We start from the raw sequence: 19374 nt of genomic DNA on the forward strand, positions 1-19374 counted from the left end.
GAAGCGTCGATAGCCGCCCGGATCAAATAACTGAGCAAATGAGAGCGTGTTTCCCGCGTCATGACTGTCAGCGCCACATCCACCGAGGCCCATGAGGGGCAGGTCACCTCAGGCTTTTGGGCCCTGACACTGGGCAGCATCGGCGTGGTGTTTGGCGACATCGGCACGTCGCCGCTGTACGCATTCCGCGAAGCCGTAACCCATGCGGCGGCGGGCGGGCCGGTGTCGCGCGAGATCGTGCTCGGCGTACTCTCCCTGATCCTGTGGTCGCTGTTCATCGTCGTGACGGTCAAATACGTGCTGCTGCTGCTGCGCGCCGACAATCATGGCGAGGGCGGCACGCTCTCCCTGATGGCGCTGGGTCAACGGGCGATGGGCCGGCGCAGCTGGGTTTTGATGGCGCTGGGCGTCGTCGGCGCCTCGATGTTCATCGGCGATTCCATGATCACGCCGGCGATTTCGGTGTTGTCGGCGGTCGAAGGTCTCAAGCTCGTCGCGCCGGCACTCGACCATTATGTGGTGCCGCTGACGATCTTCATTCTGGTGCTGTTGTTCTCGGTGCAGAGCAGCGGCACCGCGCGCGTCGCGTCGGCCTTTGGCCCGGTCATGGTGGTCTGGTTCGCGACGCTGACGACTTTGGGCCTTATCCACATCAGCGACGATCCTACCGTTTTGCAGGCGATCAATCCCTATTACGCGATCCAGTTCGTGCTCTCGCACGGCATGATCGGACTGGTGACGCTCGGCCTGGTGTTTCTGGCGGTGACCGGCGGCGAGGCGCTGTACGCGGACCTCGGGCATTTTGGACGCAAGCCGATTCAAGCCGGATGGTTCTATCTCGTGATGCCGGCGCTGCTGATCAACTACTTCGGGCAGGGCGCCCTGGTGCTGGCCAACCCGGCGGCGATCGTAAGCCCGTTCTACCGGCTGGCCCCCGAAATCCTGCTGCTGCCGCTGGTGATGCTGGCGACGGCGGCTACGGTGATCGCGAGCCAGGCGGTGATCACGGGCGCCTATTCGCTGGTGCGGCAGGCGGTGCAACTCGGCCTGTTGCCGCGGTTCGAGGTTCGTTACACCTCCGAGACCCATGCCGGGCAGATCTACCTGCCGCGGGTCAACCGGCTGCTGCTGCTCGGCGTGATCCTGCTGGTGCTGCTGTTCCGCACCTCGAGCGGATTGGCGTCGGCCTACGGCATCGCCGTCTCCACCACCATGGTCGTCGACGGCATCATGGGCTTTGTCGTGATCTGGAAATTGTGGAACTGGCGCGCGGCGACCGCGGCCGCGTTGATCCTGCCGCTCGTCGTGGTCGATATGGCGTTCTTCACCGCCAACCTGTTGAAGCTGCTTGAAGGCGCCTGGGTGCCGCTGCTGTTCGGGGTCGCGATGGCGGTGATGATCTGGACCTGGCGCCGCGGCGCGGCGATCCTGATCGCCAAGACGAGGCGCATCGAGGTGCCGCTGATTGACCTGATCAAGAGCCTCGAAAAGCGTCCGCCGCACATCGTCAAGGGTACCGCGGTGTTTTTGACCAGCGATCCGAATTTCGTGCCCACGGCGCTGCTGCATAATCTCAAGCACAACAAGGTGCTTCACGAGCACAATGTGATCGTGACGATCGAGACCGCACAGACGCCGCGCGTCGATCCGGCCGAACGCGTCAAGATGGAGACCATCAGCGAAAAATTCGCCACCGTGCGGCTGCGGTTCGGCTTCATGGAATCGCCGAACGTGCCCAAGGCACTGGTGATCGCCCGCAAGCTCGGCTGGCAGTTCGACATCATGGCGACGTCGTTCTTCGTCTCACGGCGCTCGCTGAAGCCGTCGGCGCAGTCGGGAATGCCGCAATGGCAGGACCACCTGTTCATCGCCATGAGCCGGTCGGCCAACGATGCCACCGACTATTTCCAGATCCCGACCGGGCGCGTCGTCGAGGTCGGAACTCAGGTAACCATCTGATTATCTGACGATATTTCGGGCCGCCAACTCCCTGGAACCCATGCGCGGAATGCATATCGGAGGCCTGAATTCAGGCTAACCTATGCATTCACGACAGGAGTATAGGCCTGCACTTCCTTATTGTGCAGTGCGGCAAAACCCGAGGCCCGTCTGATGTCATCCCAGATTGCGATTACCGCGGCGGAAACGCCGGCGGCCAACGGGCATAGGGAAGCGCACTGCACCGCCGGCTTCAAGGCGCTGATGCTGGGCTGCATCGGCGTGGTCTATGGCGACATCGGCACCAGCCCGCTCTACGCGCTGCGCGAGGCCATTGTGGCGGCAAGCGGGTCCGGCGGCGTCACCACGCCGGCGATCCTCGGTATTCTTTCCCTGATCCTGTGGGCGCTGATCATCGTCGTCACGCTGAAATACGTGGTGATCCTGCTGCGTGCGGACAACAACGGCGAAGGTGGAACGCTGGCGCTGATGGCGCTGGCGCAGCGCGCGGTCGGCAAGGGCGGCGGCGCGATCGTGCTGCTCGGAATCATCAGTGGTGCGCTGTTCTATGGCGACGCTGTCCTCACGCCGGCGCTGTCGGTGCTGTCGGCGATCGAAGGCATCAAGCTCGTCACCACCACCTTCGAGCATTATGTCGTGCCGCTTACGGTGATCATCCTGATCGTGCTGTTTGCGGTTCAGTCGCGCGGCACGGCGCGGGTCGCCGCGTTCTTCGGGCCGGTGATGTGCGTCTGGTTCGCTGTGATCGCGATCGCGGCCGTACCGCAGATCATGCGCCATCCCGAAGTACTGTCGGCCTTCAATCCGTTCCATGCGGTTTCCTTCATGATCCATCATGGCGTGATCGGCTTTGTGACGCTCGGCGCGGTGTTTCTCGCCGTCACCGGCGCCGAAGCGCTCTACGCCGACCTCGGTCATTTCGGCAAACGGCCGATCCAGACAGCCTGGCTCTTCATCGTGCTGCCGTCGCTGGCGGTGAATTACATGGGGCAGGGCGCGCTCCTGATCGGCGATCCCAAGGCCATCGAGAACCCCTTCTTCCTGATGTTTCCGGATTGGGCGCTGATCCCGATGGTCGTGCTTGCGGCGCTGGCGACCGTGATTGCGAGCCAGGCCGTCATCACCGGCGCCTATTCGCTGACGCGCACAGCGATTCAGCTCGGCCTGATGCCGCGGCTTGAAAGCCGCCATACGTCGGAATCGCATTCCGGCCAGATCTACATTCCGCGCATCAATCTGCTGCTGTTCATTTCGGTGATCCTGCTGGTGCTGCTGTTCCGCTCGTCCAGCGCACTGGCCTCGGCCTATGGAATTTCCGTGACCGGGACCATGGTGGTCACGGCGATGATGGGCTTTGTCGTGATCTGGCGGGTCTGGAAATGGTCGGCGGTAACAGCCGCCGCGCTGATCGCGCCGTTCTTGTTCCTCGATCTCACTTTCCTTGCGGCCAATCTGCTGAAGGTGTTCGAAGGCGGCTGGGTGCCGCTGGCGCTGGGCGGAATCGTGATGCTGCTGATGTATACGTGGCGGCGCGGCAGCCGGCTGTTGTTCGAGAAATCGCGCAAGCTGGAATTCCCGCTGGTCGAGCTCGCGGCAATGCTGGAAAAACGGCCGCCGCAGCGGGTCCCCGGTACGGCGGTGTTCCTGACCAGCGACCCCGAGAGCGCGCCGACGGCGCTGATGCACAGCCTGAAGCATTACAAGGTGCTGCACGAAAAGAATATCATCCTCACCATCGAAACCGCGCCGACGCCGCGGATCGATGATTCCGAACGGATCCGGATGGAGCAACTGAGCGAGACCTTCTCCAAGATGACGCTGCGGTTCGGCTTCATGGAGCAGCCCAACGTGCCGAGGACGCTGGCGCTCGCCCGCAAGCTCGGCTGGCAGTTCGACATCATGGCGACGTCGTTTTTCCTGTCCCGCCGCGCGCTCAAGCCGGCCGTGCATTCGGGCATGCCGCGCTGGCAGGACCATTTGTTCATCGCGCTCAGCCGCAGCTCCAACGACGCCACCGACTATTTCCAGATCCCGACCGGGCGCGTGGTTGAGGTGGGAACGCAGGTGACGATCTAGAGCGTTGTCCAGACAATCTGGTATGACATCCGCGCGGGTCTCACGTCCCGCCGCTGGATCAGACGTCAGATGGCTGCTGCTGCCGCTCACCGCCTGGCTACGTTCGACGACGCGGCACTTCTGTTCGAGGTGCGGCGACGATCGATCCTTGAGCTGGCGCCGCCGAAAATGCCGGTCGCAGACGCCGACGCGTGGGCGAGGCAGCTCGCGCCTGCCGGAATGGAGCGGAAGCTTCGCGACCTGGAAATATGGATTGCCGAACTGGATGGCGTCGTAGCCGGGTGGGGCGCCATCCGCGGCGACGTCCTTGAGGGGCTATACACGGCCCCCGAATATGCCGGGCAGGGCGTCGGCGCCGGGTTACTTGACCGGCTCGAAGCGCTGATGCGTGGACGCGGCCTTGAGGTGGTTCGCGCCGAAGCAAGCACAAATGCCAAGGGATTCTACCTACGACGGGGGTACAGGGTGACCGGTCCGCAAACGCCGGTCGGGGCTTGGCCGATCGCAAGGCAACTTCTGCCCTGAAAACACCGCTGCAAGAGAATAAAATCGTGACATGCGATGTGGGCCGCGTGGCCCGTTTTTGGTCATCCTTTAAACCGTTTACAGCGCTTGATTTTCGTCGCGCCAGAGGCGAGTTTGGCGCCCGGCCGGCGGGCGGGACCCCTCAAAGCAGGATGTCGGAGGATTTTACGTGGCGGACCATCAGGTGCACGATTTGACGCCGGAAGATGTCGCAAAGGGCATGGCGGAGGGACGCTATCTGCTCGTCGACGTGCGCGAGCCGAACGAGGTCGCCGTCGAAGCTTATCCGGATGGCGTGGTGGTTCCGCTGCAGTCGTTCGATCCGGCGGCCATTCCAGACCCCAAGGGCAGGCAGGTGGTGTTCGCCTGCCGCTCGGGCAAGCGCTCGGTGACGGCGTCGCTGGCGGCGCAGGCCGCTGGGCTCCCCTATGACAAGCATTTGGCGGGCGGCATCATCGGCTGGAAGGCTGCGGGACTGCAAACCAAGGCCGGCGGCTGATCCAGGGACTGCTTTGAAAAAATGACCTCCATGAACAAGGTCTTCGCCGACCTTCCCGTCACCGTCTTCGAGGCGATGTCTCAAGCCGCGCGCGACAACAACGCCATCAATCTCGGGCAGGGTTTTCCGGATGATCCCGGGCCCGAGGACATCAGGCGCGCCGCCGCGGACGCGTCGATCAACGGCTATAACCAATACCCGTCAATGATGGGCATTCCGGAGTTGCGGCAGGCGATCGCCTCCCATTATGGACGCTGGCACGGGTTGAACCTCGACCCGATGAGCGAAGTGATGGTGACCTCGGGCGGCACCGAGGCATTGACGTCGTCTATTCTCGCCGTCGTCGAACCGGGCGATGAAGTCGTCTGCTTCCAGCCGGTCTATGACAGCTACCTGCCGATCATCCGGCAGGCCGGCGGCATTCCGCGGCTGTTGCGCCTCGAGCCGCCGCACTGGCGGCTCAGCGAGGAGATGCTGCGCAGCGTCTTCAATCACAAGACCAAGGCGGTGCTGTTCAACAACCCGCTCAATCCGGCCGCCGTAGTCTATCCGCGCGAGGACCTCGAATTGCTGGCGCGGTTCTGCCAGGAGTTCGACACTATCGCGATCTGCGACGAGGTCTGGGAGCATGTCACCTTCGACGGCCGCGAGCATATCCCGCTGATCACGATCCCGGGCATGCGCGACCGCACCATCAAGGTCGGCAGCGCGGGCAAGATCTTTTCGCTGACGGGGTGGAAGATCGGCTTCGTCTGCGCCGCGCCACCGTTGTTGCGGGTGGCCGCGAAAGTGCACCAGTTTCTCACCTTCACGACGGCGCCCAATTTGCAGGCCGCCGTCGCCTACGGTCTCGACAAGCCGGCCGAGTATTTTTACGACATGCGCAAGGAGCTGGCGCGGAGCAGGGATCGCCTGACGAAGGGGCTCGAGAGCATCGGCTTTCCTGTCCTGAAATCACAAGGCACTTATTTCCTGACCGTCGACCTGTCGCCGCTCGGACTCAACGAGACCGACGTGCAATTTTGCCATCGCATCGTCAACGACTACAAAGTCGCCGCGATCCCGGTGTCGGCGTTCTACGAACAGGATGCGGTGACGTCGGTGGTGCGTTTCTGTTTCTCCAAGAAGGATGAAACGCTGGACACGGCGCTGGAGCGTCTGTCGGACGCGGTGCATCGCCGGAAGAGGTAGACGAGATGCGCGAGCGGACCCGCAATGTTGTCGGTTTCATTGCCGCGGTTGCCGCGATCCTGTCGTTGTCGCCGGCGCGGGCCGAAGAGCGCACGGTCAATTTCTACAATTGGTCGAACTACATGGCGCCTGGCGTGTTGGAGGATTTCACCAAGGAAACCGGCATCAAGGTAACTTACGACACGTTCGACGCCAACGAGACGCTGGAGACGCGGCTGCTCGCCGGAAAATCCGGCTACGACCTCGTCGTTCCCACCGGCTATTTCCTGCAGCGCCAGATCACGGCCAAGGTTTTCCTGAAACTCGACAAGTCGAAACTGCCCAACCTCGCCAATGCCTGGCCGGTGGTGACGAACCAGCTCGCGACCTACGATCCCGGCAATAATTACGGCGCCAACTACATGTGGGGCACCACCGGGATCGGCTACAACGTCAAAACGGCGCAGAAGATTTTGGGCGCTGACGCCAAGATCGACAGCTGGGACATCGTCTTCAAGCCGGAGAACCTCGCAAAATTCAAGGATTGCGGCATCCACATGCTGGATTCCGCCGACGACATTCTGCCTGCGGCGCTGAGCTATCTCGGCATCGATCCGAACTCGACCAAGCAGGCCGATCTGGAAAAGGCCGCCGATCTCGTCACCAGGATCAGGCCTTATGTCCGCAAGTTTCACTCGTCGGAATATCTGGGCGCGCTGGCGTCGGGCGAAATCTGCTTCGTGGTCGGCTGGTCGGGCGACATCATGCAGGCGCGCAGCCGCGCGGCGGAGGCCAGGAACGATGTCGAGATCGGCTACACCATCCCGAAGGAAGGCGCGCAGATGTTCTTCGACAATCTCGCGATCCCGGCCGACGCCAGGAACGTCGCGGAAGCCTATCAGCTGATCGACTATCTCTACCGGCCGGAGGTCGCCGCCAAGAACTCGGATTTCCTGTCCTACGCCAACGGCAATCTGGCGAGCCAGAAGCTGGTCGATCCCAAAATCCTCAATGACAAGAACATCTATCCGGACGAAGCGATCCAGAAAAAGCTGTTCGTGATCAACGCCCGCGATCCCGCGACCCAGCGCATCATCAACCGGCTCTGGACCCGGGTGAAGACCGGGAAGTAGGATAGGCACGATCGCGCGACGAAATATTGCGGGTCAGCTTCACGAGAAAAGTCGGACCGTCACAACAGCTGATTAGACAGGTATGTGAATCTGCCTGATAAGCGGCGATGTTCATTCGCATTTGCCGCTAAGTCGAAATGCCTGGTTCGTTGATCGTTCCTTCCCCCGGCGATCTCCAATTCATTGCTCGCCACGCACTAAAGACTCCTGTGCGAACTTCGCCCGTGCTGGACGCGCAGGTCGGGCGGATGATCCACGTCAAGGATGAGACCGTTCAACGCAGCGGATCGTTCAAGTTTCGCGGTGCCGTACTTGGGTTAGGAAACGCCGAGCGAGGTGTTGTTGCTGCCGGAGCAGGAAATTTTCCAATCGCGGTTGGTTTGGCGGCTCAGGTGCTCGACAAACCAGCCTGTCTGTTTATGCCCGGCGACGCACCAGATCTCAAACGAGAACAGGCGCGGAAAACCGGAGCTGAGATGAAGATCGCCGGGCGGTCGGAGCTAACTGCACGTGCGCAGGCGGAAGCGCGGAGACGCGGGTGGCGTAACCTGCACGCCTTCGAAGACATCGAGATGATTGCGGGAAGCTATACGCTTGGTTCGGAGGTGGCAGCCGCCATTGAGGCGAGCAGTCCTGCTTCCGATGCGGTGGTTGTGGCCTGCGGCGGTGGCGGACTGGCTGCGGGTGTGACTCTTGCGCTGCGGTCGCGGTCTATTTCCGCTGCGATCTATGTTGTCGAGCCCGCCACCCACAGACGATACGCCCGGGCACGCGAAGCGGGGATGCCAGTCCGGATCGAATCTTCAGGGGATACGATATGCGATGCGCTGCGCGCGCGTCAGATCGGGACGCGCGCATTCGAAATCCTGGAGCAGTCGAACGTCCGGGTGTGCGCGGTCGATGACGAGCTTGTGCAGGGTGCAAGGGCGCTGCTCCACGCGACATGCGGCATCCGGGCGGAGCCGAGCGGAGCGTTGGCGATGGGAGCGGTCCTCGGCGGCGCCATCGGCAGCGAGCATTCGCGCGTCTGGGTCATTGCTTGCGGAGGAAATGCGTAAACCTTTGCCGTTGGAGAGAGAATGCCAGCGCCGCAAGGCTCAACCTGGAAAGCTCTTGTTAAACGCGGCGGCGTCACCGGTTCCTCCAAGGTGGAAAGGCTTGCCGCTGCCGGCAAGATTTTCCGGTCGGTCCAGTCTGGCTGTGGGAACACCAGTCTTTTCAATCATCTCCGCGTGCCATGGCGATTGCTTTCACCCTGAATGCTGCGGAAGGGTGTATCGATGATTACGAGTACGGCTGGTGCCGGGAGCTATTTGCGTCCCGCGCAAACCTCTTCGACGACGGTGTTGACGCGGGCCGACGCGTTACCCGTGCCCCAGGCAGATGCAAGCACCACAACGGAAAAAGCGAAGCAGGGCATTCCGGTTTCGGAGCTGAAGAAGCTCGACACATCCGGATTGAAGGCCGTCTCGATCAAGGACCACCCCGAGCTGCGCGACCGGATGGCGATGATGTGGCTGGCGACGCAAGCCGCGAATTCAGCCGCTGCCACCGATGTGCCCGACAATGCGCCGCAAAACATCTATGCCACCGTCAAGGTCAACGGCAAGGTCGTGGCCACCCTTTCTAACGGCGGGTCTTCGGTGATGACGAACGCCGCCGCGGCAACGGTCGGGGACCTGCAAGATCCTCCCGGCCTGATCGGTGGCCCTGATCTGGCGCAATCGCGCGCGGAGCGTATCGCGAAAGGCGTGGGCGGGACGATCGAGAAGGCTTCCACGGCGATCACGCAATCGGCATGGCGGCCACGTCAGAGCGTGTCGACAAGCTATACACGCCAGCAATTGGATGCGGCCTTCGAGGCGATGCAGGCGGAAGGGCAAAAGGCCATCGCGCAGCGGCAGACGGGTTATTCAGTTCCGCAGGGGTCCGCCGGCGCCTATGCGGATATCAGTGCCTGAGGCTGCTTGGGGAATGCCGTAAGATCCCGGATGTTGTTGCGCTACTGTTGCCGGAACCCGAGGCAGATTCTATAGCTGCCGCCGGGAGCATCACATGACCAACATCTTCACGTTCTTTTCGACGCGCATGCTGCTGCAGATCATCTTTGTCCTGGGGGCGACCGTCGCGATGAAGGCCTGGAACCTCGGTTTGGTGTTCGGCGGCTAAGCCGGCCCGGGCTACCAACGGTGCGCTACCGCCACCTTCGGTGCAGCCACAGCCACTGGTCCGGATATTCGCGCACCCAGCCCTCGATGACAGAGGTCACGGCCTGCATCGTGCCGGCGATGTCGATCTGTCCTGACGCATCGCGCACCGGCTTGACCTCTTCGGAGAGTTCGGCGCGGAAGCGATGGTTGGGCAGGCGAATGATACGCACGCCATGGATCGGGCATTCGACCTGGCGCACCAGCCGCGCCAGCGTCGGATTGGCCTTGGTCTTGCGGCCGAAGAAGGTGACGTCGACGCCGTTGGTCAAATACTGATCGACCAGCATCGCGACGTGCTGGTTGTTTTGCAGCGCTTCGGCGAGCTTGAGCGGCGCCTCGCGGCCGGCCGGAATCAAGGTGCCCATTTTGACGGCGCGGATCCGCTCGATCGCGCGATCGGCGGATTCGCTGTTGGGCCGCCGGAACAGGATCGCGCAATCGAGCCCGTGCGCGACGGCGCCGAGCGCGGGTATTTCCCAATTGCCGAGATGGCTCGCGAAGATGATGGCCGGCTTGCCGTCGTCCCTGAGCTGATCGAAGATCTGCTTGGTCCGCGCGCCGAACTCGATGCGGCTGGGCTTGTCCGGATGATCGACGTCGTAATCCCAGATGTGATCGAGATGGGCAAATTCAGCGCCGATGCGGCCGAGATTGTCCCAGACGCCGGCCAGGATCTTCTCGATCTCTTCCGGCGATTTTTCCGGGAAGGCGGCCGTGAGGTTCTCGCGGCCGATCCGGTCCTCACGCAGCCTGCGGCCGATGAAGCGCGTGACGCGGCCGAAGAAATTGGCGGTCTTGTCCGGATCGAAATAGCGCGTGGTGCGCAACAACGCGATCGTCAGCCCGCCAACGGCGGCTTCCGCAACCGGCTTGGCGGCGTCGCGCAGGCGCGCCTTGGTTCGTAGGAGCAGGCGGTTCATGTTCTCAAAAAGCGCAGCTGCTAAGCCGGTTCACGCGTCAGGATCAGCGAGGCATTCTGCCCGCCGAAGCCGAACGAGTTGGACATCACGGCCGTGACGCGGGCGTCGCGCGCCTTGTTGGCGACGACGTCGAACAAAATGGCCGGATCCGGAACCTCGTAGTTGATGGTCGGCGGAATCCGCTGATGCTCGAGCGTCAGCAGCGAGAACACGGCCTCGACCGCGCCGGCGGCTGAAATCGTATGCCCGACCATCGACTTGTTCGACGACACCGGGATCTTCGGCAAATGATCGCCGAATACGACGGCGGTGGTGTTGTACTCCATCTTGTCGTTTTCCGGCGTCGCGGTGCCATGCGCGTTGATATGGTCGATCTGCTCCGGCTCGAGGCCGGCATCGGCCAGCGTCTTGCGCATGCAGCCGATGATCGGCTTGCCGTCCGGGCTGGAGCGGGTGCGGTGGAACGAGTCGGTCAGTTCGCCGCAGCCGGCGACGACGCCCAATATCCTGGCGCCCCGCGCCATTGCGGACTCATAGCTTTCCAGCACCATTGCGCCGGCGCCTTCGGCCATGACGAAACCATCGCGGTTCTTCGAGAACGGTTTTGAAGCCGCTTGCGGCGGATCGTTCTGCGTCGATAGCGCCGACAGCAGCGAGAACCGCACCAGGGCTTCCGGATTGACCGAGCCGTCGGTCGCCACGCACAGGGCGGCATCGGCGTCGCCGCGGCGGATCGCTTCAACGCCGAGCTGGATCGCGGTCGCACCGGACGCGCAGGCGGTGGAGAGCGAGATCGGCGAGCCCTTGGTGCCGTAGGTCTCGGCCAGATGGCTTGCCACCGAGCCGAACATGAAACGATGATGGAACGCGGCGAACCGGCCGCCGCCGCTGACGCGCAGCATGTCTTCATAGCCGAAATCGGTCTTTCCGATCGCACGCCCGAGTTCCAGCCGCTGCGGCCACTCGACCTCGACGGGTGCCACCGCGAGGAACAGCGGCCCGGGGAAGTCGGCCTTGCCACCGATGGCAGCCTGTTCGAGCGCTTCCTCGGTCGCCAGTTTGGCCAGCTGCTCGGTCAGTCCAGTCGAGGAGACGGGATCGACACGGACGAAGTCGACCGTCCCCGCCATCGTCGACTTCAGGCCGTCGATCGGGAAGCGCGTCACGGTGCGAATGCCGGATTCGCCCGCGGTCAGCCTGGTCCAGTTGTCCTTCTTGCCGGCCCCAAGCGACGTCACGACGCCCATGCCGGTGACGACGACGATCGGCCTGCCGAATTTATCGCGTGGTGCTGACATGTTTCCCCCGTCGATGCTGCGCCGCAACTGCAAGCGCTCGCGCGCTCATTTCATGGTCTCGGCGTGATCCCGCCTGACAGCGATCTGGTTCCGGATCACGCGCTACTTGATCGCCTCGACCAGCGCCATGCCTTCGCCCTGCCAGTGACCGGCCCCGAGCACCACAATCTGGTCCGGCACACCAGGCTTTTCAACCTCGAGCCCGGTCGGATCGTTGGGCGGAAACAGCGCGCCGCGCGACAGCGACAGTGCCGCCAGCGCCAGTCCCAGCGGAAACTGGGTTTCCAGCGTGTGGCCGAACATCGTCCCGGTCGCGCGCACGGCAAAGCCGGGATGCTGGCGCAGGAATTCCTTTTCTTCCGACGTCACCGGTCCGACGCCGGTCGCGCCGGTAATCAGGTTGCCGGTATCGCCGGTGACGCCGAGCTTCGGCCACAGCGCTTCCAGCGATTTCGTCACCGCGCCGGGTTGCTTGCGTTGGGCGAGGTCGGCGACCACTTTGGTCAGCCGGGCGTAGGGCTTGGCGCCGCGGGCTTCGGCGTGCTCGCGGGATTCCATCACCAGGAAGCAGCCGGCGGAGCCGAGCGCGAAACCGCCTTTGTCGTCGCGCTGCCACACCGGGGTGTATTTCTCGGTCAGATTGAAATCGCCGAATTCATAGAGGATGAGCAGATCGGGGCGCTCGCCATTATGCGCGGCGCCGACCAGCGCGATTTCGCTCTGCCCGGATTCGATTCGCGCCAGTGCGATCCGCGCCGCATCGATGGAGGCTGCTTCCTCGCCCATGAAGGTGCGCGAGGTTCCGGACACGCCATGGACGATGGCGATGTTGCCGGCGAGCAGGTTGGAGAGCTGGGCCAGAAACAGCGTCGGCCGCAAATCATTCATCAGCCGTTCGTTGAGGAAGGCCGGACTCGAATTGCCCTTGGCGTCGGCGTTCATGATCGCGAGGTCGACGGCAATGTCGCGCTCGCCGCCGCCGGCGGCCACGATCATGTCCATCCGTCCCAGGATTTCCTGGTTGCCTTTGACGCCGGCGGAATCCAGCGCCAGCCCGGCGGCATAGGTACCGATGCGCTGCCAGGCTTCCATCTGGCGCTGGTCGCCCTTTTTCGGGATCTGCGCGTCAAAGCTGACCGGGGCGAGGGGATGGACGATGTAAGGCGCGAAGCGCTTGTCGTCGACATTGATGCGCTTCTGGTTCAGCGCATCCCAATGCGCATCCAGTCCCTCACCGAGCGAGGACACGATGCCGATGCCGGTGATCCAGACTTCCTTGGCAGCCGGTGCCGTGGGTTCAGTCATGCTTCAGCACCTGCATGGGGAACCCGATCTTTTCGGCCATCGCGTCCATGTGGACACGAAAGGCAGGGTCGGGGAATGGGGTAAGGCCGAAGGTTATTTCAGCGCTGCACTTCAGTTCCTTGCCGATGCGGCCCTTGGCCTTGGTGACCGCAAAGCCGGAACCTTCGTGCTCGACCTTGGCTTCGATCGTCAGCAACTGACCGGGACTGACGAAACCCCGCATCTTGGCTTCCTTGACGATGGCCAGGAACGGCATGCGCTCGAACTTCAACACGCCGAGCAAAAGCCAGCCCGAACTCTGCGCCATCGCTTCGGTCAGCAGGACACCGGGCATGATTGGAAAGCCGGGGAAGTGCCCCTCGAAAATGGTGTGCTTTTCCGGAACCTGGGCTTCGACCACAATCGTCCGTTCGCCGAGATTGAGGTCGACGATACGGTCGATCAGCTTGAAATAATCAAGGTCCATGGTGGGCGATTACGCGCCCGTGCCCGCGTTCTTGGCCGCGACCAGTTCGTCGATACGATCGGCGAGATTCTTCAGCACGAAGTACTGTTCGGTCGTGGCCTTGCCGTCGTTGACCTCCTGGGTCCATTTTTCGAGCGGCATCTTGATCCCGAACGCCTTGTCGATGGCAAAGGCGATGTCGAGAAAGTCCAGGCTGTCGATGCCCAGATCGTCGATGGCGTGACTCTCCGGCTTGATCGTGTCGCGCGGAATGTCGCAAGTCTCGGCGATAATGTTGGCGATCTGATCGAATGTAGAAGACATCATTAAGCCTTTGATATACTGGAGATAAATCCGGGACGGCTAGGGGGAGGCGGGCGCGGCGTTTTTCCCTCGGCCGGAGTCGAGAGCCCGTATATCGGAGCGCAGCCCTGAGTTCAATGGAGGTTGGCAACCCCTGTGGGGACCGATTTATCGGCAAAAACGGCCGTTTAGGCCTGCCTTCTAACTGTGCGGCATTGCGGAAATCCGGGCGCAGTCCCGGCGTCCCATCAGCACGCAATCCTGGGTCTTGCGCAGATCGGCAATGCTGATCGCGAGCCATATCCCGATTACCGTCAGCGCCATCGTGAAGGCCAGGGCCGCAATGTTGGCCAGCATGCGATGGCGGAAGTCGTCCGGCTCGTCACGGGACCGTTCGTAGCGGGACAGATCGCTTGCCGCCGGTTGGGCACTGGTCGGGGCGGGCGACTGGACATTGGACGCGGCAGGCTCGTCCCGCCGGCTGGGGGGATGGGCCGAGGTGCGCGGCCGGAATTTGACCACGACGTGCTCGTCATCCCCTTGTATGGGCAGCTGAGTCTTCACTGCAGTCGGTCCACAAAGCTTGTAGTCCTGTTTAGCATGCCGGCCGTGCTTCCAACATAAAATGTTGGTGCGTATCCACGCAGGCCCATCCCCGCAGAGTCTCATGGAACCTGCGCTTGGCGACCGTGTGGCTATTTCGGCAGCCGCCCCATCATGTAGAATTCGTCGTTCGGCCGCATCGCGGTGACGTTGGCCAGCCGGTTCGACAGCGCAAAGAACGCGGAGATCGCCGTGATGTCCCAGATGTCGTCGTCGGAGAATCCGTGGCCGGCGATCTCGGTAAAATCCTGTTCGGAAACCGTGTTCGCCTCCTGGCTCACCTTCATGGCGAAGTCGAGCATGGCGCGCTGGCGCGGCGTGATGTCGGCCTTGCGGTAGTTGACGGCGATCTGGTCGGCGATGACAGGGTTCTTCGCCCGGATGCGCAGGATCGCGCCGTGGGCGATCACGCAGTAATGGCACTGGTTGGCGCTGGACGTCGCCACCACGATCATTTCGCGCTCGGCCTTGGAGAGGCCGCTGTCCTTTTCCATCAGCGCATCATGATAGGCAAAGAACGCGCGAAACTCGTCGGGACGGTAGGCCAGCGTCAGAAAGACATTGGGCACGAAGCCCGATTTCTCCTGCACCGCCAGGATCCGGGTGCGGATATCCTCCGGCAGCTTGTCGAGGGAGGGTGTCGGGAAGCGTTTTGCAACAGGCTGCGTCATGGAATGGTTCCGGCTTTGGCCGCGCGATGCGGCGCTGATGGCTGAACCATATAAAGCGTTTTCGAGCGAAGTGGATACCGGTTCGCGTGAAGAAAACGCGTCAACACAACCGCGTTTGCTGCCGAGCTAACTGCCCGGGACTTGATCCCGGCAGGCGGGTTCGCGCACAAAAAAACCTGCGCGAACACCAATGGTTAGCGCAGCGGCTTCTTCAACAGCGAGAAGCGGTCGGGATCCAGCCCCAGCGACGGCTGCAGCATCGGCGCTTCGATAGAACGCGGCTCCAGCGTTCGTGCGGCGGGCCGTTCGTTGATCATGGGATCGTTGGGAACGTCGCGATGTGAGGTCGCGCCACGCCAGCGGTCCAGCACGGCGCTGACGAAATGCATGTCATGGCCGGCGGCAACCGACGGCGCGGTCGCAATCGTGGCCTCGCTGCGCGGCAATTGATGGATCGGCACTTCCTTGAAGCGCAACCGCGTCGGCAGTGCCACGCCTTCGCCGAACGCCAGCACTTCGCGGGTGCCGAGCGAGGGCACGAACGACAACAGATTGGCGGCGGCGTCCGAGACGGCCGAGCGCAGCAGGGCCTGGTCGCGGTCGTTGGCAAGGCGCATCGCAAACAGCGTGTTGCACTGGGAGATGATGGTGGCGTCGAGTTCGGCCGGACGCTGCGTGACCAGGCCGAGATAGACGCCGTATTTGCGGCCTTCCTTGGCGATACGCGAGACCGCCTTGCGGGTCGGTCCGAAACCGATATTGCGGTCGGCGGCGGCGTAACGATGCGCCTCCTCGCAGACGAACAGCAGCGGCGAGACGCCGTCGCTCCAGAGGCCGAAATCGAACGCCATGCGGCACAGCACCGACACCACGGAATCGACGACTTCGGCGGGGAAGCCGGCGAGCTGCATGATGGTCATCGGCCGGCCATTGGCGGGCAGGCGGAACAGATGGCTGATGACTTCCGCCATGGTGTCGCCGCCGACATTGGCGTTGTCGAACATGAACGCGTAGCGCGGGTCGTTGCGCACGGTTTCGATGCGCGAAATCAGCTTGTGATAGATGATGCGCGATGAGCGATTCTCCAGCTTGCCCATCCGCTCGTCGATCAGCGAAATCAGATCGACCAGCCGGTAGGGCACCGGCGTATCGACGGTGTAGCCGATCGCCTTGGGATCGATCCGCTTCAGCCCGACCCGGTCGGCGTTCTGGTACTGGGTGTAGATGCCCTTCGCCATCGGAATGACTTCGGCGAGAATATCGAGCTCTTCGGGCACGCCGGGGCGGCCGGCGAACAGGACGTCGACGATCTCTTCGAAATTGAACAGCCAGAACGGCAGTTTCAGGTTCCGCGGGTTGAGCACCAGCGCCCGGTCGCCGAAGCAGCGGCCGTATTCGTTATGGACGTCGAGCAGGAAGATGCGCAGGTTCGGCCGCGACTTGAGGATTTCGTTGAGCAGCAGCGAGACGCCGGTCGATTTGCCGACGCCGGTGGAGCCGAGTACGGCGAAATGCTTGGAGAGCATTTCCTCGACGTCGACATAGGCGATGACCGAGCGGTCCTGTTGCAGCGTGCCGACATTGATCTGGTCCGAACCGGTCGGGGCATAGACCGTGCGGAGTTCCTGATTGGTGATCAGCTCGACGGCATCGCCGATGGTCGGATAGTTGGTGACGCCGCGCTGGAATTTCGGACGATCGCCGCCGAGGATTTCGCCGAGCAGGTCGACGCCCGCGCTGGCAATGTAATTATCGGAGCTCGGCAGATCCTCGCAGGTTACGTCGGTGATCATGGCGACGATGGTGGAAGTTGCGCAGCGGATGCTGATGAAACGGCCGACAGTGGCGCGTACTTCCGAGGTAGCCATCTGGCTTACCGCAAGAAGTCCGACCCGGGCGAGGGAGCCGCGCACCGAAATCACACGTCCGAAGGATGTCACGATGTTGAACCTGGCATGTCATGAGATTGATCTGGCTGCATTATGGGCGGCCGGGACTAGCGAAACGGTTAAACCGGCGTCGTTCCCGATTGGCTAAATCTGTTGCATCCCGCTCAGGCTTCGTTTTGCAACAGGCGCCTGCCGCGGCCACAACACGCTAGTTGTGCAGGAAAATCAGCGCTTTTCTGCATTTGTGCGCGCGCGTGCGATCGCCTCTGGATTAATCATTCGTTTACCACATCGGGGGAGAGGCCGGATTTGATCGGGCGCCGGCAATGTCCGGTACCGGACTCGAGATCAAGCATCAGTCCGCGTATCGCGGTAACCGATTGCTAACCGCAAGTTGTAACCCGCCTTCCATTTGTGATGCGTAACGATGTCACGCTGGGACGGACCAAGGTGACTTTCGATAGCGGCCATACATGCCGGGCGATTCTGCGAATCCTGTAGAGAAGACCGGGACGGTGAGGCGCCTGGCGCTTTGCGCTGTCCTGATCGCCGTGGCGATTTTGGCTGGCGTGGCGACATCGGCGTGGGAGCTTCGCGAACGCGTACTGCTTGCCCTCGTCGTCATCCTCGCACTCGTCGTCGCTCTGCTGCTGAGGCGCCATCGATTGTCCGAGCAGCGGCTTGCGGCCGAGCGGCGCCAGCTCAGCGTTGCCGTGAACAATATCCCGCAAGGTCTTGTTCTCTATGATGCATCGGCGCGTATCGTCATTTGTAACCAGCCCTATCTCGATATGTTTGGCCTGTCGCCGGATGTGGCCAAGCCCGGCTGCACGATGCATCGTTTGATCGAACACCGCAAAGAAACCGGATCCTTTGACGGCGATGTCGACGCGTTCTGCAATGCCATCATCCGCACCGTGTCGCTCGGCAAGGCCACGCGGCAACTGACGGAAGCGCCGGGCGGCAGGGCGATCGAGATCGTCAACCGGCCGCTGAATGCGGGTGGCTGGGTGGCCACGATCGAGGACATCACCGAGCGCACCCGCGCTGACGAGAAAATTGCCCATCTGGCGCATTATGACGGGCTGACCGACCTGCCCAACCGGCTCCTGTTTCGCCAGCGACTGGACCAGGCGCTGAAGGCGGTCCAACCGGGCGAACAGCTGGCGGTGTTCTATATCGACATCGACGAATTCAAGAGCGTCAACGATGCCCTCGGCCATGCGATCGGCGATGAGTTGCTCAAAGGCGTGGGCGAAAGGCTGCGCTTGTGTCTGAAGGATACGGATGTCGCGGCGCGGCTGGGCGGTGACGAGTTTGCCGTGATTCAAACCGGCATCAAGAAACAGGCGGAAACCATTCGGCTTGTTGAAGGAATTTACGCCGCGATCAGGGCGCCGTTCGAGTGCGCGGGCCACCTGATCACGACAGATGCCAGCATCGGCATCGCGCTCGCCTCCGGCGATGGGCTCGATCTCGACCAGTTGCTCCGGAACGCGGACCTCGCGTTGTACGGCGCCAAGAGCGACGGACGGCGGACCTATCGCTTCTTCGAGGTCGGCATGGACGCCCGCGCCAAGGCGCGACGAGTCCTGGAACTCGAATTGCGTCAGGCGATATCAGATGGCGGCCTCGAGGCCTATTATCAGCCGGTGCTCAATCTCGAGGACGGCAAGGTCTCCTCCTGCGAAGCGCTGCTGCGATGGCGTCACCCCGAACGCGGCATGATTTCGCCTGCGGAGTTCATTCCGGTCGCCGAAGACACCGGCCTGATCAACGAGCTCGGTCACTGGGTGCTCAACACGGCGTGCGCCGAGGCTGCCAACTGGCCGGCGGAGATCCGCGTCGCGGTCAACGTCTCACCGGTTCAGTTCCGGAGCCAGACGCTGGCGCTCAACGTGGCGGCGGCCCTTGCTGCCTCGGGCCTCGCCGCATCCAGGCTCGAGCTCGAGATCACCGAGGCGGTGCTGATCCGCGACGACGACGGCGCGCTTCAGATGCTGCATCAGTTGCGCAAGCTGGGGGTACGCATCGCGCTGGACGATTTCGGCACCGGGTATTCCTCGCTGAGCTATCTGCAGCGGTTTCCATTCGACAAGATCAAGATCGACCGATCCTTCATCAGGGATCTGGCCGGCGCAGGCGCCTCGTCGTCGATCGTCCAGGCGGTGGTGAACATTGCGGCCGCCAGCGACATGACGACGACAGCGGAAGGCGTCGAGACCGAGCAGCAGCGAAACCTGCTGTACATTCTCGGCTGCACCGAGATACAGGGATTTCTGTTCAGCCCCGCGATACCAGCCGAGGACATTCGGCGGCTGCTGCTCTCGCACCGCGGCAAGGTGGTATCCGCGGCGTGAGTCCCCGG

Annotated in this window: 16 protein-coding genes and 1 pseudogene; 9 read left to right on the top strand and 8 right to left on the bottom strand. The window is 62.6% G+C overall.

Features of this window, described 5'->3' with window-relative positions; all coding sequences use genetic code 11:
- Positions 1-60: 60 nt before the first annotated feature.
- From JQ574_RS07080 to JQ574_RS07115, 8 genes are all read left to right on the top strand, one after another.
- Complete coding sequence (locus JQ574_RS07080) at positions 61-1959, top strand: potassium transporter Kup (protein WP_212207366.1); 1899 nt, start codon at positions 61-63, stop codon at positions 1957-1959.
- A gap of 153 nt (positions 1960-2112) precedes the next feature.
- Positions 2113-4035, top strand: coding sequence for a potassium transporter Kup (locus tag JQ574_RS07085; protein WP_212383421.1), 1923 nt, complete (start codon positions 2113-2115; stop codon positions 4033-4035).
- A gap of 69 nt (positions 4036-4104) precedes the next feature.
- Positions 4105-4560, top strand: coding sequence for a GNAT family N-acetyltransferase (locus JQ574_RS07090; protein ID WP_212207368.1), 456 nt, complete (start codon positions 4105-4107; stop codon positions 4558-4560).
- 220 nt (positions 4561-4780) lie between these two features.
- Positions 4781-5059 carry a rhodanese-like domain-containing protein gene (locus tag JQ574_RS07095; RefSeq protein WP_249119193.1) on the top strand — a complete coding sequence of 93 codons (279 nt, stop codon included), beginning with the start codon at positions 4781-4783 and terminating at the stop codon, positions 5057-5059.
- Positions 5060-5080: 21 nt separating this feature from the next.
- A complete protein-coding gene (locus tag JQ574_RS07100; protein WP_212207370.1) occupies positions 5081-6250 on the top strand; it encodes an aminotransferase in 1170 nt (389 codons plus the stop codon).
- 5 nt (positions 6251-6255) lie between these two features.
- Entirely contained in the window at positions 6256-7362 is a 1107-nt protein-coding gene (locus tag JQ574_RS07105) for a polyamine ABC transporter substrate-binding protein (protein WP_212207371.1), read from the top strand.
- Positions 7363-7499: 137 nt separating this feature from the next.
- Positions 7500-8420 carry a threonine/serine dehydratase gene (locus tag JQ574_RS07110; RefSeq protein WP_283813697.1) on the top strand — a complete coding sequence of 307 codons (921 nt, stop codon included), beginning with the start codon at positions 7500-7502 and terminating at the stop codon, positions 8418-8420.
- Positions 8421-8642: 222 nt separating this feature from the next.
- Positions 8643-9323, top strand: a complete 681-nt coding sequence (locus JQ574_RS07115) for a hypothetical protein (protein ID WP_212207373.1) — start codon at positions 8643-8645, stop codon at positions 9321-9323.
- A 233-nt stretch (positions 9324-9556) separates the two neighbouring features.
- Here JQ574_RS07115 and JQ574_RS07120 read toward each other — a convergent pair whose 3' ends face one another.
- The 8 genes from JQ574_RS07120 to JQ574_RS07155 form a co-directional block, all read right to left on the bottom strand.
- A complete protein-coding gene (locus JQ574_RS07120) occupies positions 9557-10492 on the bottom strand; it encodes a lipid A biosynthesis lauroyl acyltransferase (RefSeq protein WP_212207374.1) in 936 nt (311 codons plus the stop codon).
- 20 nt (positions 10493-10512) lie between these two features.
- Positions 10513-11790, bottom strand: coding sequence for a beta-ketoacyl-ACP synthase (locus JQ574_RS07125; protein WP_212207375.1), 1278 nt, complete (start codon positions 11788-11790; stop codon positions 10513-10515).
- 102 nt (positions 11791-11892) lie between these two features.
- Entirely contained in the window at positions 11893-13095 is a 1203-nt protein-coding gene (locus JQ574_RS07130; protein WP_212207376.1) for a beta-ketoacyl-ACP synthase, read from the bottom strand.
- The gene (locus tag JQ574_RS07135; protein ID WP_192740420.1) at positions 13088-13561 is read right to left on the bottom strand and encodes a 3-hydroxyacyl-ACP dehydratase FabZ family protein; all 474 of its coding nucleotides are present in this window, start codon (positions 13559-13561) and stop codon (positions 13088-13090) included. The genes JQ574_RS07130 and JQ574_RS07135 overlap by 8 nt, the downstream gene beginning before the upstream one ends.
- A gap of 9 nt (positions 13562-13570) precedes the next feature.
- Complete coding sequence (locus JQ574_RS07140) at positions 13571-13864, bottom strand: acyl carrier protein (RefSeq protein ID WP_192740419.1); 294 nt, start codon at positions 13862-13864, stop codon at positions 13571-13573.
- Positions 13865-14044: 180 nt separating this feature from the next.
- The gene (locus JQ574_RS07145; protein WP_212207377.1) at positions 14045-14407 is read right to left on the bottom strand and encodes a hypothetical protein; all 363 of its coding nucleotides are present in this window, start codon (positions 14405-14407) and stop codon (positions 14045-14047) included.
- A 131-nt stretch (positions 14408-14538) separates the two neighbouring features.
- Positions 14539-15117, bottom strand: coding sequence for a peroxidase-related enzyme (locus tag JQ574_RS07150; protein WP_212207378.1), 579 nt, complete (start codon positions 15115-15117; stop codon positions 14539-14541).
- A gap of 194 nt (positions 15118-15311) precedes the next feature.
- Positions 15312-17057 (bottom strand): ATP-binding protein, encoded by a 1746-nt coding sequence (locus JQ574_RS07155; RefSeq protein WP_212207379.1) that lies wholly within the window; start codon positions 17055-17057, stop codon positions 15312-15314.
- A gap of 461 nt (positions 17058-17518) precedes the next feature.
- Between JQ574_RS07155 and JQ574_RS07160 the strand changes: the two are divergent.
- Positions 17519-19366, top strand: a pseudogene (locus JQ574_RS07160) (putative bifunctional diguanylate cyclase/phosphodiesterase); the annotation flags it as partial.
- Between the last annotated feature and the right edge of the window lie 8 nt (positions 19367-19374).

The sequence above is a fragment of the Bradyrhizobium sp. AUGA SZCCT0158 genome (assembly GCF_018130065.1).
In the GTDB taxonomy this organism is placed as follows: Bacteria; Pseudomonadota; Alphaproteobacteria; order Rhizobiales; family Xanthobacteraceae; genus Bradyrhizobium.